Source organism: Nonomuraea recticatena (assembly GCF_039533245.1).
Lineage (GTDB): Bacteria > Actinomycetota > Actinomycetes > Streptosporangiales > Streptosporangiaceae > Nonomuraea > Nonomuraea roseola.
Window position 1 is genome coordinate 212,020 of the sequence record NZ_BAAATE010000014.1, and the last position, 15,124, is coordinate 227,143.

The 15,124-nt window shown below is 69.6% G+C and carries 14 protein-coding genes and 1 pseudogene; 11 read left to right on the plus strand and 4 right to left on the minus strand.

What is annotated here, in order from left to right; genetic code table 11:
• The first annotated feature begins 15 nt into the window (after positions 1–15).
• The 5 genes from ABFX50_RS26340 (at position 16) to ABFX50_RS26360 (ending at position 4,725) form a co-directional block, all read left to right on the plus strand.
• Entirely contained in the window at positions 16–531 is a 516-nt protein-coding gene (locus tag ABFX50_RS26340; RefSeq protein ID WP_346150018.1) for a GNAT family N-acetyltransferase, read from the plus strand.
• 173 nt (positions 532–704) lie between these two features.
• On the plus strand, positions 705–1,211 hold the full coding sequence (locus ABFX50_RS26345) for a DUF1269 domain-containing protein (protein ID WP_183645259.1): 507 nt from the start codon (positions 705–707) through the stop codon (positions 1,209–1,211).
• Between the two features lie 32 nt (positions 1,212–1,243).
• Entirely contained in the window at positions 1,244–2,701 is a 1,458-nt protein-coding gene (locus ABFX50_RS26350) for a basic amino acid/polyamine antiporter (protein ID WP_346150019.1), read from the plus strand.
• Between the two features lie 28 nt (positions 2,702–2,729).
• A complete protein-coding gene (locus tag ABFX50_RS26355; RefSeq protein WP_346150020.1) occupies positions 2,730–3,263 on the plus strand; it encodes a copper chaperone PCu(A)C in 534 nt (177 codons plus the stop codon).
• An 85-nt stretch (positions 3,264–3,348) separates the two neighbouring features.
• Complete coding sequence (locus tag ABFX50_RS26360) at positions 3,349–4,725, plus strand: FAD-binding oxidoreductase (RefSeq protein ID WP_346150021.1); 1,377 nt, start codon at positions 3,349–3,351, stop codon at positions 4,723–4,725.
• On the opposite strand, the pseudogene ABFX50_RS26365 reads toward ABFX50_RS26360, so the two are convergent.
• Positions 4,697–4,933, minus strand: a pseudogene (locus ABFX50_RS26365) (integrase core domain-containing protein); the annotation flags it as partial. The gene ABFX50_RS26360 and the pseudogene ABFX50_RS26365 sit on opposite strands and share 29 nt — an antisense overlap.
• A 693-nt stretch (positions 4,934–5,626) precedes the next feature.
• Between ABFX50_RS26365 and ABFX50_RS26370 the strand changes: the two are divergent.
• Positions 5,627–7,705, plus strand: a complete 2,079-nt coding sequence (locus ABFX50_RS26370; RefSeq protein WP_346150022.1) for a WD40 repeat domain-containing serine/threonine protein kinase — start codon at positions 5,627–5,629, stop codon at positions 7,703–7,705.
• Between the two features lie 264 nt (positions 7,706–7,969).
• Here the strand turns inward: ABFX50_RS26370 and ABFX50_RS26375 are convergent, their stop codons facing one another.
• A complete protein-coding gene (locus ABFX50_RS26375; protein WP_283135936.1) occupies positions 7,970–8,560 on the minus strand; it encodes a TetR/AcrR family transcriptional regulator in 591 nt (196 codons plus the stop codon).
• Positions 8,561–8,699: 139 nt separating this feature from the next.
• Here ABFX50_RS26375 and ABFX50_RS26380 point away from each other — a divergent pair, with 139 nt between their 5' ends.
• A complete protein-coding gene (locus tag ABFX50_RS26380; RefSeq protein ID WP_346150023.1) occupies positions 8,700–9,242 on the plus strand; it encodes a dihydrofolate reductase family protein in 543 nt (180 codons plus the stop codon).
• Positions 9,243–9,476: 234 nt separating this feature from the next.
• Here the strand turns inward: ABFX50_RS26380 and ABFX50_RS26385 are convergent, their stop codons facing one another.
• Entirely contained in the window at positions 9,477–10,154 is a 678-nt protein-coding gene (locus tag ABFX50_RS26385) for a GbsR/MarR family transcriptional regulator (RefSeq protein ID WP_346150024.1), read from the minus strand.
• 146 nt (positions 10,155–10,300) lie between these two features.
• On the opposite strand from ABFX50_RS26385, the gene ABFX50_RS26390 reads away from it, so the two are divergent.
• The 4 genes from ABFX50_RS26390 to ABFX50_RS26405 are packed head-to-tail and all read left to right on the plus strand — an operon-like array spanning position 10,301 to position 14,197.
• Positions 10,301–11,509, plus strand: a complete 1,209-nt coding sequence (locus ABFX50_RS26390) for a cytochrome P450 (RefSeq protein ID WP_346150025.1) — start codon at positions 10,301–10,303, stop codon at positions 11,507–11,509.
• A 5-nt stretch (positions 11,510–11,514) separates the two neighbouring features.
• Complete coding sequence (locus ABFX50_RS26395) at positions 11,515–12,441, plus strand: ATP-binding cassette domain-containing protein (RefSeq protein WP_346150026.1); 927 nt, start codon at positions 11,515–11,517, stop codon at positions 12,439–12,441.
• Positions 12,438–13,196, plus strand: coding sequence for an ABC transporter permease (locus tag ABFX50_RS26400; protein ID WP_346150027.1), 759 nt, complete (start codon positions 12,438–12,440; stop codon positions 13,194–13,196). Before ABFX50_RS26395 ends, ABFX50_RS26400 begins: the two co-directional genes overlap by 4 nt.
• Positions 13,193–14,197 (plus strand): hypothetical protein, encoded by a 1,005-nt coding sequence (locus tag ABFX50_RS26405; protein WP_346150028.1) that lies wholly within the window; start codon positions 13,193–13,195, stop codon positions 14,195–14,197. Before ABFX50_RS26400 ends, ABFX50_RS26405 begins: the two co-directional genes overlap by 4 nt.
• Before the next feature lie 18 nt (positions 14,198–14,215).
• Here the strand turns inward: ABFX50_RS26405 and ABFX50_RS26410 are convergent, their stop codons facing one another.
• Positions 14,216–14,803: a recombinase family protein gene (locus ABFX50_RS26410; RefSeq protein WP_346150029.1), complete on the minus strand. Its 588-nt coding sequence runs from the start codon at positions 14,801–14,803 to the stop codon at positions 14,216–14,218.
• Positions 14,804–15,124: the final 321 nt, after the last annotated feature.

The window sequence follows — 15,124 nt, forward strand, 5'->3', positions numbered from 1 at the left end:
CCCTATGATCTCGGCGTGGATATTCGCAAAGGTGGACCAGGAGACGTCGCGGCGGTGCTGCGGATGTTCGACAGCGCGATCGAGTGGCTGGTGGCGCAGGGCAGGACCGGACAGTGGGGCAGCGAGCCCTTCTCCGCCGACCCCAAGCGTGTGGGGCAGGTGGCCGGTTGGGCCGAGGGTGAGGGCATGCGCATCGCCGTGATCGACGGCGAGGCGGCCGGGTGCATGACGGTCGGCGGGCCGCTGCCGTACGTCAGCGCGGCCGACGAACCCGAGCTGTACGTGCAGGGGCTGGTCATCGACCAGCGCTTCCACGGGCGCGGCGTGGGCAGGGCGCTGCTGGACCTGGCAGTGGACGAGGCCAGAGAGCAGGGCGTGGACCTCGTGCGCGTCGACTGCTACGCCGGTGACGACGGGCAGTTGGTGCGCTACTACGAAAGCTGCGGTTTCCGGCGCGCGCAGACCTTCACGGTGGGTCAGTGGCCGGGGCAGGTGCTCGAGCGCAGGGTCTCCGACCCCGTACGGCTGTGACCACGGGCCCCTTTTGGTAAAGGAACTCCGCCACAGGGATTGACGGAGGGTTTGAGACGGAATGATGGCGTATGCGCGTCGCGGCTGGCCTCGATCGGGGCCCGGACGGCGGCGCGCACGTCTCCCCCCAGACACCGGCCCCGCGCAGGGGCAGTCGAAGAATCGGGGACCTCATGAGTAATCTCATCGCCATCGCCTATCCGGACGTCGAGACCGCCACGCGGGTGCGCGACCGCCTGCTCGACATGCAGCGCGAGAAGCTCATCACGCTCGCCGACGCCGCGGTGGCGGAGAAGAAGCCCGACGGGAAGATCAAACTTCACCAGCTGCGCAGCACGGTCGGCGGCGGCGCGGCGGCGGGCAGCCTGTGGGGCGGGTTGATCGGCCTGCTGTTCCTGGCCCCGCTGCTGGGCATGGCCGTGGGCGCGGCCGCCGGAGCGGCCGGCGGCGCGGCGACCGACATCGGCGTGGACGACTCCTTCATGAGGGACCTGGGCCAGCGCATGCAGCCCGGCAGCGCCACGCTGTTCCTGCTGGTCGTCCAGAGCACCCCTGACAAGGTGATCGCCGAGGTCGCGCCCTACGGCGGGGAGATCATCCAGACCTCGCTCAGCGCGGAGGCCGAGGCCTCCCTGCGTGAGTCGGTCGAGGCCGCCCGGTCGGCCGCCGCGGCCCGCTGACCCACCGGCTTCACGCTCGGACGGCTGAGCACATGAGCCAGCACGCGAGCGGCGCGGTCGCGCAGACCTCCAGCGCTCAGAAGTTGCCGCTGCTGACACTGACCGCCATGGTGGTCGGCTCGATGGTCGGCGCCGGGGTGTTCTCGCTGCCCCGCAACTTCGCCCAGGCCACCGGCGTGCTCGGCGCGCTGATCGCCTGGACGGTCGCCGGAGCCGGCATGCTGATGCTGGCCTTCGTCTTCCAGACGCTCGCCGTACGCAAGCCCGAACTCAACGCGGGCGTCTACGCCTACGCCAAGGCGGGATTCGGCGAGTTCCCCGGCTTCTTCTCCGCCTTCGGCTACTGGGCCAGCGCCTGCGTCGGCAACGTCACGTACTGGGTGCTGATCAAGTCCACGGTCGGCGCGGCCGTGCCGGGGTTCGGCGAGGGAGACACGCTGCTGGCGGTGGCCGTCTCGGTCGTCGGCGTGTGGGCCTTCCACTTCATGATCGTGCGCGGCGTGAAGGAGGCCGCCGCCATCAACAAGATCGTCACGATCGCGAAGCTCGTGCCGCTGCTGCTGTTCGTGGTGATCCTCATCGTCACCTTCAAGGCGGACGTGTTCGGCGCCAACTTCTGGGGCGGGCAGCAACGCTCGGCCGGAGCGCTGTTCGAGCAGGTCAAGGCGACCATGCTGGTGACGGTCTTCGTCTTCCTGGGTGTGGAGGGCGCCAGCGTCTACTCCCGCTACGCCCGTAGGCGTGAGGACGTCGGCAGGGCCACCGTGCTCGGCTTCCTCAGCGTCCTGGCCCTGTTCGCCTCGGTGACGATCCTGTCCTACGCCACCCTGTCCAAGGCCGAGCTCACCGGGCTGCGGCAGCCGTCCATGGCAGGAGTGCTGGAGTCGGTGGTCGGGGGCTGGGGCGCGGCCCTCATCAGCGTCGGGCTCATCGTCTCGGTGCTCGGCGCCTACCTGGCCTGGACCCTCATGGCCGCCGAGGTGCTGTTCGTGGCCGCCAGGGACGATGACATGCCGGCCTTCCTCAAGCGCGAGAACCGGCAGGGCGCGCCGGTCGCCGCGCTGGTGATGACCAGCGTGCTGATCACCGCCGTGCTGGCGATCACGCTGTTCTCCGACGACGCCTTCACCTTCACGCTGAAGCTGTGCAGCTCGCTGTCGCTGGTGCCGTACCTGCTGGCCGCCGGGTACGCGCTCAAGCTCACCCTCACCAGGGACGGCTACGAGAGGGAGGCGCAAGCGCGGCGCAAGGACCTGGTGGTGGCGGCGCTGGCCGTCGTCTACACCGCTTTCCTGATCTTCGCGGCGGGGCTGGAGTTCCTGCTGCTGTCGTTCGTCATCTACGCGCCGGGCACGATCCTGTTCATCATCACCAGGCGCGAACGCGGCAGGAGGGTCTTCTCCCCCGCCGAGCTGGTGCTGTTCGTGGTGGCCGTCGTGGGGGCGGTCATCGGCGTCGCGGGCCTCGCCAGTGGCCTCATCACCATCTGAACCCTTCGCCAGGACCACAGGGGACGACATGACCAGGTCACATCGAACGAGCGGACGGCGTGCGGCGCTGCGGGCCGTGGTGGCGGCCTGTCTGCTGCTGGTGTGCGCTGCCTGCGCCGAGGAACGCGGCCCCGACCAGTGGGACCGCGGCGGCCTGGTCGACGGGCAGGTCGGCGCGGTGCAGCTGATCCACGCCCACGTCCTGGCCCCGCCCATGGACGCGCAGAAGACGGGCGACGACCTCGGCCTGTACGTGACGCTGGTCAACAACAGCGACAGGGACCAGGTCCTGAACGGCGTCAGCACCGTGCACGCCGACAGCGTCGTCTACCGCGAGGGGGACGAGCAGCCGCAGCCGATCGAGGTGACGCTGCCCGCCCGCCGCACCGTCAGCCTGCAGGAGGGCCATGACCGGCCGCACCTGGAGCTGGTCGGCATCCACCGGCCGCTCGGCGCCACCCCGATCGACGTCACCTTCCGCTTCCCCTCCGCCGGGACCATCACGCTGCGCGTCCCCGTGCTGCCGCTGAGCCGTGGGGCGGGCTCGCCGGCTCCCGGGTAGGGGCCGTCGGCCTGCGCCGCCAGGGGCGGTCACCCGCCGCTGGTAGACGGGGCTACTTCGCCTGCCGTACGCGAAGGAGCCTTCCATGGGACGACGACCGGGCGGGGTGGGCCGGGCGACGATCGACAGCATGAACGACAACCTTCGTGAACGAGTGGAAGGCGCCGTGCACGCCCCCGGCGACGAGCGCTACGAGGTGGAGCGGCGGCCGTGGAACCGGCTGGTCGATCACCGGCCGGCCGTCGTCGTCGAGGCGGCCGGCCCCGGTGACGTGCGGGCCGCGCTGCTGACGGCTCGCGAGCGCGAGGTGCCGTTCGCCGTCCAGTCCACCGGGCACGGCACGCTGGTGCCCGCCGACGGCGGCGTGCTGGTCAAGACGACACCGATGGCGTCGGTGCGGGTCGATCCCGAGCGGCGCACCGCCCGGGTGGGCGCGGGCGCGATCTGGTCCCACGTCATCGCCGCCGCCGCGCCGTACGGCCTGGCGCCCGTCTCCGGCACCCCCGCGATCGGCGTGGCCGGCTACACCCTGGGCGGCGGGGCGGGCTGGCTGTCGCGTCTGCACGGCTACGCCGCCGACAACCTGATCGGCGCCGAGGTCGTGACCGCCGAAGGGCACAGCGTCACCGTCAGCGCCGACGAGCACCCGGAGCTGTTCTGGGCGCTGCGCGGCGGCGGAGGCAACTTCGCGGTGGTGACCTCGCTGGAGTTCAGGCTGCACCCGGTGGGCCCGGTGCACGCGGGGATGGCGCTGTTCCCCTTCGAGCGGGCGGCCGACACCCTGGCCCGCTACAGGGAGTGGGCGCTGAGCGAGCCGGACGAGCTGAACACCTCGGTCATCCTGATGCGCATGCCGGGCCGCGGCTGGGTGCTGGCCGTCCGGGCCTTCTGCGTGGACGGCGGCGAGCACGCGCTGGAGTCGCTGCTGGAGGTGGCCGGGCCCTCGCTGGGCGGAGAGTTCGCCACGATGAGCTTCGCCGAGGCCGCCACCGCCTTCGGCGGCCCCCCTCCGCCTCCGATGGCCGTGCTCCAGCACATCGACCTGCTGGATCAGGTGAGCGACGAGGCGATCGACACGATCGTCAAGAGCGCGGACGGCACGCTGACGGCGATCGAGGTGCGGCACTGGGGCGGCGCGATGGCCAGGCCCGAGCCGGGAGCCGGGCCCGTGGGGCATCGGCGGGTGCCGTTCTCGGTGATCGCGACCTCGGTGCTCGACGGCTCAGACGAGCGCGAACAGGTGGAAGGAGACCAGCGGGAGGTGGCCAGGGCGCTGCGGCCGCACGCCATGGGCGGCACGTTCCTGAACTTCCTGTACGACCCGTCGAGGACGGCGACGGCCTACACCGCCGCCGACCACGCGCGACTGGCCGAGGTGAAGCGGGAGTGGGACCCCGGCAACATCCTGGGCCGCAGCCACAACATCGCCCCGGCTAGCTGTATTGATCCGCAAGGTTGTTGACGCAGCTGATCGGTGGGTGCCCTCCGAGTGCGGTGTGGCAGCGGTGGTGGTTGTAGGGGTGCAGGAGGTCTTGCAGAGCCGCGCTGCGTTCGTCGTTGCTGGCGTACGGGCGGACGTAGGCCCATTCGTCGAGCAGGGTGCGGTGGAAGCGTTCGACCTTGCCCTTGGTCTGTGCCCGGTAGGCGCGGGTGTGCTTGCCGGTCGCGCCGAGGTCGGCCAGGGCTTGCCTGTGGAATGACCACCGGGCTGCCCTCGCAATGGCTTCCACGGTTGCGCTCCCACCCATTGCGGCGAGAACCCGAAGCGGAGTAAGGAACGAGGCAGGACGAACAACGGGGCGAGGGTGGCGACGCTGGGTCCGACCTGGTGGCGGCGGGGATCGCGCCCTCGCCCCTGGAAATCTCCGCCGACTCGTCGCTTCCGATCACGACGGTGCACGCGTAGAAAGGCAAGATCCCTCGGCCTTGCGGCGGGGCCCCGCCACGCTCCACTCCGCGGCCGCCACGGCGGCTGCGGCCGCGGTGGCGGCCTCGGCCTTGGTTCGGAGGGCCTGGTCGGCCTGCCGGCGCAGCCGGTCGCTCTCGTCGGCAAGGCGTTGCCGGTCGGTGGCGAGCTCTTGGTGTGCCGTCGTGAGCTCGCCGCCTAGGCCGTCGGCGGCCGTCTTGGGCTCCTGGAGCTGTTCCTGGCGGGAATAGGCGACCTCGCCAGTACCGAGGCCCGACCCATTCCCTGCCGGGTGTCAGATGCAGGTGGAGGCAGGCAGCACAGAGCAACCGCACCAGATGATTGGGACGGAACACCAGGGCTGGAGCCCGGCACGTGGCAGTGGACCGACCTATCCCGCGCATCTGGTTTACTGCGGACCATGAACGGGCTCTTAGTGGCTGGCCGATATCGCTTGATGGAGGAGATCGGCGCAGGTGGGATGGGCCGCGTCTGGCGCGGTCAGGACGAGCTGATGGGTCGTACGGTCGCGGTCAAGGAGATCCGCCTGCCGACGGCCGACGAACACGTTCACGAGCGGGTCGTGCGCGAGGTCAAGTCGGCGGCTCAGCTCAACCATCCCTGCATCGCGACGGTCCACGACATCGTTTCGACCGACAACGGTCCGGTGATCGTCATGGAGTACTTCGCCGGCCGCTCACTGGCCCAGGTGATCGCTGCCGAGGGCCCGCTGCCGATGGCGCACGTGCGCGGGATCGCTGTTGACGTCCTGAACGTGCTGGTCGAGGCGCACCAAGCCGGCATCGTCCATCAAGGTCTCAGGCCCTCCAACATCCTGCTGTCCGACGCCCGCCTCGTCCTGACCGACTTCGGCCTCAGCCGTTCGGCCGAAGAGCACTCCTCCACGGCCCCGGACGCGCCGGTGAGCGCTGCGGCCTTCCTGTCGCCGGAGCAGGTGCGCGGTGAGGGTACGAGCACGGCGGGCGACCTGTGGTCGCTGGGCGCCACGCTCTACGCCGCGCTGGAAGGGCGCTCGCCGTTCGAGGGTCCGACCCTCGTCGCGACGCTGGCAGCGGTCCTGGCCGCCGATCGGCCTCGCCCGGAGCGGACGGGTCCGCTGGCCCCGCTGCTGGACGCCCTGCTCCAACGGGATCCGGGCCGCCGCCCGACCGCCGCCCAGGCGCTGGCGATCCTCGCCGCGACACCTCCCACATGGCCACTCGCCGCACCTCCCGCTGCCTTGCCTGCCGGACCGCCCATGGCCCCGCCGGCCGCACCTCCCGCCGCCCCATACGCCGCATCGCACCCCATGTCGCCCGCCGCGCCGCCGGCCGGGCCCGCGCTCCTGCGCCGCCGCGGTTTCCTGTACGGCGGAGCCGCCGCCCTGCTGGTCGGCGCCGGCGCCACGGCCGCGATCCTGCTGCGAGACGACACACCCACCCGCCCGGCGCAGGCCCAGCCGTCGACCCCGCAGGAAACCGGCGGCGTGCTCGACCAGCAGTCCGGCACGCCGAGTCCGGCGACGACCGCTCTGGAGTGGAAGGCCCTGCACACCTTCACCGGTCACCACAAGAGGCAGCCGGGCCAGGCGCTGTTCACCCCGGACGGCGAGTCCGTGATCACCAGCCGCTACCGTGGCGACATGCTCGCGACCTGGGACGTGCGCACCGGCCAACGGCTGCGCGTCTTCGGCGACGCCGAACTCGGCTCCGACTCCCTGTCCCTCGATCCGGACGGGACCAGGGTGGTCACCTCAGGCGTGACCTGGGCTTCGCTGTGGAACCCGACGACCGGCGCCATGCTCAAGAAGCTGGGGGGCCACGAAGTTCCCTGGGACACGAAGTTCAGCCCGGACGGCTCGGTGCTGGTCACCACCGGTAAGGGCGAGGTCGTCCTGCTGTGGACCCCGGACGGCAAGCTGCTCGCGAAGCTGAAGGGGCACACCGGCATCGTCTGGAACCCCGCCTTCAGCTCCGACTCCACCCTGCTCATCACTCCCAGCGAGGATCGCACGGCCCGGTTGTGGGACGTGCGCGACCGCAAGCTCCTGCACACTTTCAAGGGCCACCTGGACATCGTCACCGACGCCTCCATCAGCCACGACGGCAAACTCGCGGCCACCTCCAGCCGCGATGGCACCACCCGGCTGTGGGACACCGACACCGGCGGGCAACTGGCCGAACTGGAGGGCGAGGCCTACAACGTCGCCTTCCGGCCCGCCGACCCCGCGGTCCTGGCCACCACCGACATCGGCGGGCCGTTCCGGTACTGGAACCCGGCCTCGCCCGGGCAGCCCACGGAGCTGCCCAACCACGGCCGGCTCAACGCCCTGACCTTCTCCGCTGACGGCTCACTCCTGGCCACCTGCGCCGAGAGCGGCGAGATCTTCCTGTGGGACGGTGCCACGGGAGCCGCAGCCACAACCCTTACCGGCCACACCGGCGCGGTGCGGTTCGCGGCCTTCAACCACGACGGCACCGCGCTGGCCTCCTGCGCGGAGGACGGCACGGCGCGCGTCTGGCAACTCTCGCGGTAGGGCCCGCACACGTCAGACGGTGAGGACGTGCTCGCGGCCGTGCCGCCAGTCCTCCGCACCGGGCGTGAAGGGGAGGCGTGGAACTCGCTGCGTGTGGTGCTTCGCTCATTTATGCTGAGCGTCGGTACTTTGCTCCAGCATGGCGCGGTGAAGTGCAAGCGGGGCCACCATGCGGACCGAATAGCCGGGGCCGCGGCGGATGTTCCGTCCTGAGACGAGGGCCAGGCCGACGACCTCGTCCCCGGCGATGCGCGGGAAACCACGTCAGGGAGTTGCGAAGCGCGCGGCGATCGTCCGGGCTGCTTCGTCGACCGCTCGCGACTGCTCTTCCTTGGTGATCGACCACGTACCGTGCGTGAGGCGCGGCCAGAAGATCGCGGACGCGATCATGCCGAGGAACTGTGCGGATGCCAGATCCGGGTCGTCGATGTCGGCGCTTCCTGCGGAGTGTGCCTCCCGCAGATAGCGCCCCAGCGCCTGCAGCACAGGCAGCGTGCCGAAGTCGAAGGTCCGCTCGCGCAGTTCGGGGAAGTGGTGCGATTCGGCGATCACGGTTCGCATCAGGGCGACCATGCGAGGACGAGTCAACAGTTCCGAATACGCGCGACCTAGCACCACCAAGCCCGCGTAGAGGTCGCCGGTCGGGATCTCGACCGGTTCCGGAGCCGGCGATCCGCCTGCCGCGAGCACCGTTGCCTCGAAGAGCTCGGCCTTGGTCGGGAACTGCTTGAAGAGCGTCGCCTTGGACACCCCTGCGCGCTCGGCGACACGTGCCAGTGGCGTGCGGTCGTACCCGAACTCCAGGAAGAGCTGCGCGGCGGCGCCGAGGATCGCCTCGCGATTGGTCGCGGCCACCGCACGGTGGTAGGAGGAGCGTCCACGTGTCATCCGTTCAGTATCTCATCGAGGCGAGTTCCTTGACTCACCATTACGAACACGATTAGGTTAATAGAGGCGAGTCGATCGACTCACCTCCCGGAGATAGGAGCGGCTTATGGCTACCGTGATCGTCCACGCGACCATCACTCTTGACGGGTTCATGGCAAAGGAGGACGGCGGGGTCGACTGGATGTTCGGCCGACCCTCCGCTCCCGAGGATGACGCCGTCGTCGAGACAGTGATGAGCCGGATCGGCGCGGTGGTCGGCGGCGCGAACAAGACCCAGACCATCGAGGACGGCGAGATCCCGTATGGCGGCATGCTGAAGGTCCCGGTCTACCTGATGACCCACAGCGCCCATGAGCCGATCGAGCGCGACGGCACCACGTACAACTTCGTCGTCGACGACATCAACGAGGCCGTCAGGCTGGCCACGCAAGCGGCCGGGGACGGCTGGGTCAGCCTGCTCGGAGGAACCATCTCACGACAGTGCCTGCGGCTCGGTCTCGTCGACGAGCTCCACCTGGACGTTGCGCCGGTCCTGCTCGGCGACGGCATCTCGCTGTTCGCAGGCCTTGGGCGGCACATCGAGCTTGAGCGCCTCGATACATCAGCCTTCGCGAGTGAGGCTCATCTTCGCTACCGAGTCCTCCGTTAGCCAGAGTTGCAGGTCCTTCCAACCAGCCACATTCACCGCTCCGAAACGATCACGAACCGCAATCGTGATCTCTCATTCCGCTACCTGACGGCTGGGGACATGTTCGGGAGCGGAGGGCCCCTAAGGGGCGGCGGCAATGAACTCCTCCAGCCGCTCGAACGCCGCCCACGACGGGCGCCGCGTCCGCTCCTGCTCTTCCGCGCGAATGGCGGTCACCACCTTGCGCGCGCCTGATCACGGCGGGAGGTCGCGCCAGCGTTCGGCCGACGCCAGAGCGTCCAGGCTGATCCGCTCCAGGAACGTACCGCCCCTGGCCAGGCGGCGTCCCACGGGCGTGTCGAGCCCGAGCGCCTGCCCCGCCGCCTTCGTGATCTCCGCCGCCGCGAGCGTCTGCCGGGCGGTGATCACGGTCGAGTGGTACCAGGCGTCGTCGTCGACCACGTAGATGTCGCGGCGCCGCTGCGGATCACGTTCGCGCCTGATCAGCCCCTGTTGGGTCAGGTAGCCCACCGCCATGGAGATCGAGGCGGGACTGACGTTCAGCCCGTGCGACAGCTCGGCCGCGGTGAGCCTGCCGTCCTCGCTCAGCCACAGGCCGATGAGCACGCGCGCCACCATCTTCGGCAGGCCCATCCCGACCGCCAGCTCGACGGCTCCCTCTTCCACTTCCAAGACCGTGCGGTCCTGGGGTCCGGGCGAACGAGCCGGGGTGCCGCGCCGTGCCCGCCGCGCCGCCGCCTGGTGCGCCCGCTCGGGGCGGTAGTCGCTGGGACCGCCGTTGCGGCCGACCTCGCGGCTGATCGTCGAGGTCGGCCGGTCCAGCCGCCTGGCGATCTCGGCGTACGAACGCCCTTCGGCGAGGCCGGCCGCGATGCGCTGGCGGTCCTGCCGGGTCAACCTTCCGTCTGGCATGACGCCAGTATTGCGTTCGGCGCCACACAATGCAACGTATCGTTGCATTCAGTATCAGCACCAACGCATCAATTTAAAGGCCTCGACCTGCATATGAGCGTATCGATGGATTGACGGAATTTTTGAAAGCAACGTAGCTTTCAATCATGTCGAACGCGAACTATCGCGTGGAGCCGGTCACTGTGTCCCTGGACCGCGCACCCGCGTGCCCCTTCGATCCCGCCCCTTCGCTCACCGCCCTGCGCGCAGAGCAGCCGATCGCCCGCCTTGCCGCGCCCGAGGGCGCCCCCGGCGTCTGGATGATCACCGGATACGACCTGGTCCGCCAGATCCTCGCCGACCCCCGGTTCAGCTCCCGCTACGAGACCCACTACCACCCCCTGGCGGGCGGGCACCTTCCGCCCGCCCCCGTCGGCGACCTGACCGGCATGGACGCACCCGAGCACACCCGCTTCCGCAAGCTTCTGGCGGGCAAGTTCACCGTCCGCAGGATGAACCTGCTCACCGAGCGGGTCACCGAGATCACCCGTGAGCGGCTCGACGCGATGGAGCGGCAGGGGCCGCCCGCCGACCTCGTCGAGGTCTTCGCGCAGCCGGTTCCCGCGCTGATGATCTGCGAGCTGCTCGGCGTGCCGTACGAGGATCGCGACGGGTTCCAGAGCTCCGCCCGGGCCCTGTCTGTCGCCGGGACCGCTGATGTGCAGTACGCCGCCTTCGTCGAGCTCGGCACGTATCTGCGGGAGCTCGCGCTCGCCAAGCGGGCCGCGCCGGCCGACGACCTGCTCAGCGACCTGGCCACCGGCGGCGACCTGACCGACGAGGAACTCGGCGGCGTGGCCGCGTTCCTGCTCGGCGCCGGGCTCGACACCACCGCCAACATGCTCGCGCTCGGCACCTTCGCCCTGCTGCGCAACCCGGCCCAGCTCGCCGCCCTGCGCGGCGACCCCGACCTGGCCGCCGGCGCCGTGGAGGAGCTGCTGCGTTACCTGTCCGTCGCCGCCACCGGCCTGCGCGGCGTGCTGGAGGACGTGGAGCTCGGCGGCAGGCGGCTCAAGGCGGGTGACACGGTCGTCATCTCGATCAACGCCGCCAACAGGGACCCGGCCAGGTTCCCCGACCCCGACGTGCTCGATCTGCGCCGCTCAGCCGCCGGGCATCTCGCCTTCGGCCACGGTATCCACCAGTGCCTCGGTCAGCAGCTCGCCCGCATCGAGATGCGTGTCGCGCTTCCCGCGCTCCTTCACCGCTTCCCGACGCTGCGGCTCGCCGTACCGGCTGAAGAGCTGTCGCTGCGCACCGACCCCTCGCAGGTGTACGGCGTGCACAGCCTGCCCGTCACCTGGGATCGAGGGTGAACGCCATGCGGACCTTCGTCTCGGTGACGGGGCTGCGTAAGTCCTACGGCACCCACCGCGTCCTGGACGGCATCGACCTCGCCATCCCGCAGGGGACCGTTTTCTCGCTGCTCGGCCCCAACGGCGCGGGCAAGACCACCACGGTGCAGATCCTGTCCACCCTGATCAAGGCCGACGCCGGCGAGATCCGGGTCGCCGGGCACGACCTGGCCACAGAACCCGACAAGGTACGTGCCGCGATCGGCGTCACCGGCCAGTTCTCCGCGGTCGACAGCTTCCTCACCGGAGAGGAGAACCTGCGACTCATGGCCGACCTGCTCCACCTCGGCCGCTCCCGCGGACGCGAGCGCGCCCGCGAACTGCTGGAACGCTTCGACCTCACCGACGCCGCGCGCAAGCCCGCGGCCACCTACTCCGGCGGCATGCGCCGCCGGCTCGACCTCGCCATGACCCTCGTCGGCACGCCCAAGCTCATCTTCCTCGACGAGCCGACCACCGGCCTGGACTCGCGCAGCCGCCGCACCATGTGGCAGATCGTCCGCGACCTCGTCCAGCAGGACGGCGTGACCATCTTCCTGACCACCCAATACCTGGACGAGGCCGACGAACTCGCCGACCGCATCGCCCTGCTCAGCCAGGGGCGGCTGGTGGCCGAGGGCACCGCTGCGGAACTCAAGCGCATGGTCCCCGGCGGACACGTCGTCGTACGCTTCGCCGACCCCGACGGGTACCGCAGGGCGGCCTCCCACCTGAGGGCCACCTCGCGCGATGAGGAGTCCCTCACGGTGCAGATCCCCGACACCGGCGTCAGCACGCTGCGCAAACTCCTGGAATGGCTCGACGCACAGGCCATCGACGTCGCCGAGCTGTCGGTGCACACACCCGACCTGGACGACGTCTTCCTCGCCCTGACCGAGGAGTCCTCCCGATGAGAGCGATCACCGACTCCGCGACGATGCTGCGCCGCCAGATCAGGCACATGTGGCGTTACCCCACACTGATCCTCACCTACGCAGGCGTCCCAGTGGTGCTCCTGCTGCTGTTCGTCTACGTCCTCGGCGGCATCATGGGCGCCGGGATCGGCGGCGACCGCGCCGCCTACGCCGCTTACATCACCCCCGGCATTATGATCATGACGATCGCGAGCGCCGCGCAGGGGACAGCGATCTCGGTGGCCGTGGACATGACCGAGGGCATCGTCGCCAGGTTCAAGACCATGGCCATCGCCCGCGTCTCGGTCCTGACCGGGCACGTGCTCGGCGCGCTCGTCCAGAACTTCATCGCGATCGCGGCCGTGACGCTGACGGCCCTGCTGATCGGCTTCCGCCCCGCCGCCTCCGCGCTGGACTGGCTCGGGGTGATCGGCGTACTGGCGATGTTCACCTTCGCCATCACCTGGCTGTCGGCCGCGCTGGGCATGGTCACCAAGAACGTGGCCACGGCCAGCAACCTGCCGATGCCGCTGATGCTGCTGCCGTTCCTGGGCAGCGGCGTAGTCCCGCCGGAGTCGATGCCGGGCCCGCTGCGCTGGTTCGCCGAACACCAGCCGTTCACACCGGTCATCGAAACCCTGCGCGCGCTACTGGCCGGGCAGCCCGCGGGATCCAGCTTCGCGGCGGCGGCACTCTGGAGCGCGGTCATCGCGCTGGGCGGATACCTGTGGGCACGCAGGCTCTACAACCGGTGAGGACAGACGTGTTCAAACGCATTCTTCCAGCACTTGGCCTGCTGGTTCTTGCGCCGCTGGTCGGCGAGTACCTGCTCGGCAACATCGCCATCAACGCCCTACCGATGATCATCGGGCTGATTCCGCTGTACGGCGGTGGCGCGCTGCTGATCCGCGAGGTGGCCCGCCGGTGGCAGCTGGGGTGGCCGGGGATCATTCTGCTCGGGCTCGCCTATGCCGTGATCGAGGAGGGCCTGCTCACCCGTTCGCTGTTCGATCCTGACTATGTCGGGTTGCGGTTGCTCGATTATGGGTTCATTCCGATGCTCGGCATCGGCGCTTACTGGACCGTGTTCGTTCTGGCCATCCATGGGGTGTGGAGCATCGCGGTGCCGATCTCGATGGTAGAGGCGGGCTCGCGCCGGCCGGACACACCCTGGCTCGGCAAGGTCGGCCTCACCGTGTCAGCCGTCCTGTTCCTGCTAGGCGGCGCGGTGCCCATCGCCCTGGCCAGTCCGGCTCTCTACCCGCTGTCGGCCGCTCAGATCACCTGGACGCTGATCACGGCAGTCGCCCTGATCATCGCCGCGTTCCTGTCCGCTCGATTCCGCCGCCCCCTCCGTTCGGCCACGGCGGCCAGCCCGTCGACCGTCTTCGCGATCACCATCGCGGCCGGGCTGGCGTTCTGGCTCCCCACTTTGCTCGCCCTGGTGGGGATCAAGCTGGAGTCCGTCGTGCCCGCGTGGATCACGGTCGGCTTCTACCTCGTGCTCTACGCCACGATGACGCTGCTCATCCTGCGCTGGTCCCGACGCATGGGGTGGGGCCCCTGGCACAGGTTCGCCCTGAGCGCCGCCGGCCTGGTCACCTACGCCTGGCACGGCTTCCCGCAGCCGCCGAGTTTCCCCGCACCCGCGTATGTGGACCTCATCGGCAACGCGGTCTTCGCGCTGGCCGCTCTTGGGCTGCTCGCCTTTGTGGTGGTACGCTCCGCCGCGCCGCTCCGCCGACTTGATCTTTAACCTTGGCGCTTGCGAGTCCTACGCCGAGACCGCCTTGTCGGGATTGAGGTGGCGGTAGATCGTGGCGCGGCTGACGCCGAGCCGGTCGGCGATCTGCTGGACGGTGTAGCGGCGCTTGCCGTCATTGCCCTTCATCTCGTACAGCGCGCGGGCCATCTCCACCCCGTGGGCGTCCAGGGCCGCCAGCCGCCCGCCGACGCGGCCGCGTGCACGGGCCGAGGCCAGTCCTTCGAGGGTGCCCTCGACGATGAGTTCGCGGAGGAACTCGTCGAAGGCGCCGAACATGTGGAACTGCAGGCGTCCACCCGGCGTGGAGGTGTCGATGCCCTGCTTCAGCACCAGCAGGTCGACCTCGCGCTCGCGGAGCTGCGCCGCCAAGTCCAACAGGTGGCGCAGCGAACAGGCGGCGCGCGACAGGCGGGTGATGACGAAGGTGTCGCCAGGTCTGAGGTAGTCCAGCGCCTTGTCGAGCTCAGGGCGTCGATCGACCTTCCCCGATGCCTTGTCGACGAAGATTCGGTCGCAACCGGCCTCTGTGAGGGCGTCGCGCTGACTGTCGGGGTTCTGGTCGCGAGTGGAAACCCTGCCGTAGCCGATCCTGCTCATCTGGATGCTGTCTCATAAACGGTCTTGCTTGGCGGTAGTGAAACATAGGTTGCGTACGCGGATTATGAGACATGATTGCGAGGCCGAACATCGAGAGCCGGGCTGTGGCTGCAGAGTGTCTCAGAAATGATCGATTTCGTACAAGATCAACGCTGGCCAGAGAAGCGCCTCAGGCCGGCGAGCCGCTCGTTTGGGGCCCATGACACGTTTCTTACCGGCACCCCAACATGTGGGCGGCTGACTTCGCGACCGTAAGGACGGTCGAGACCGGATCGTGGATCACCCGCCGACACCAGGGGCGAGGGCTTGGGACCGAGGCGC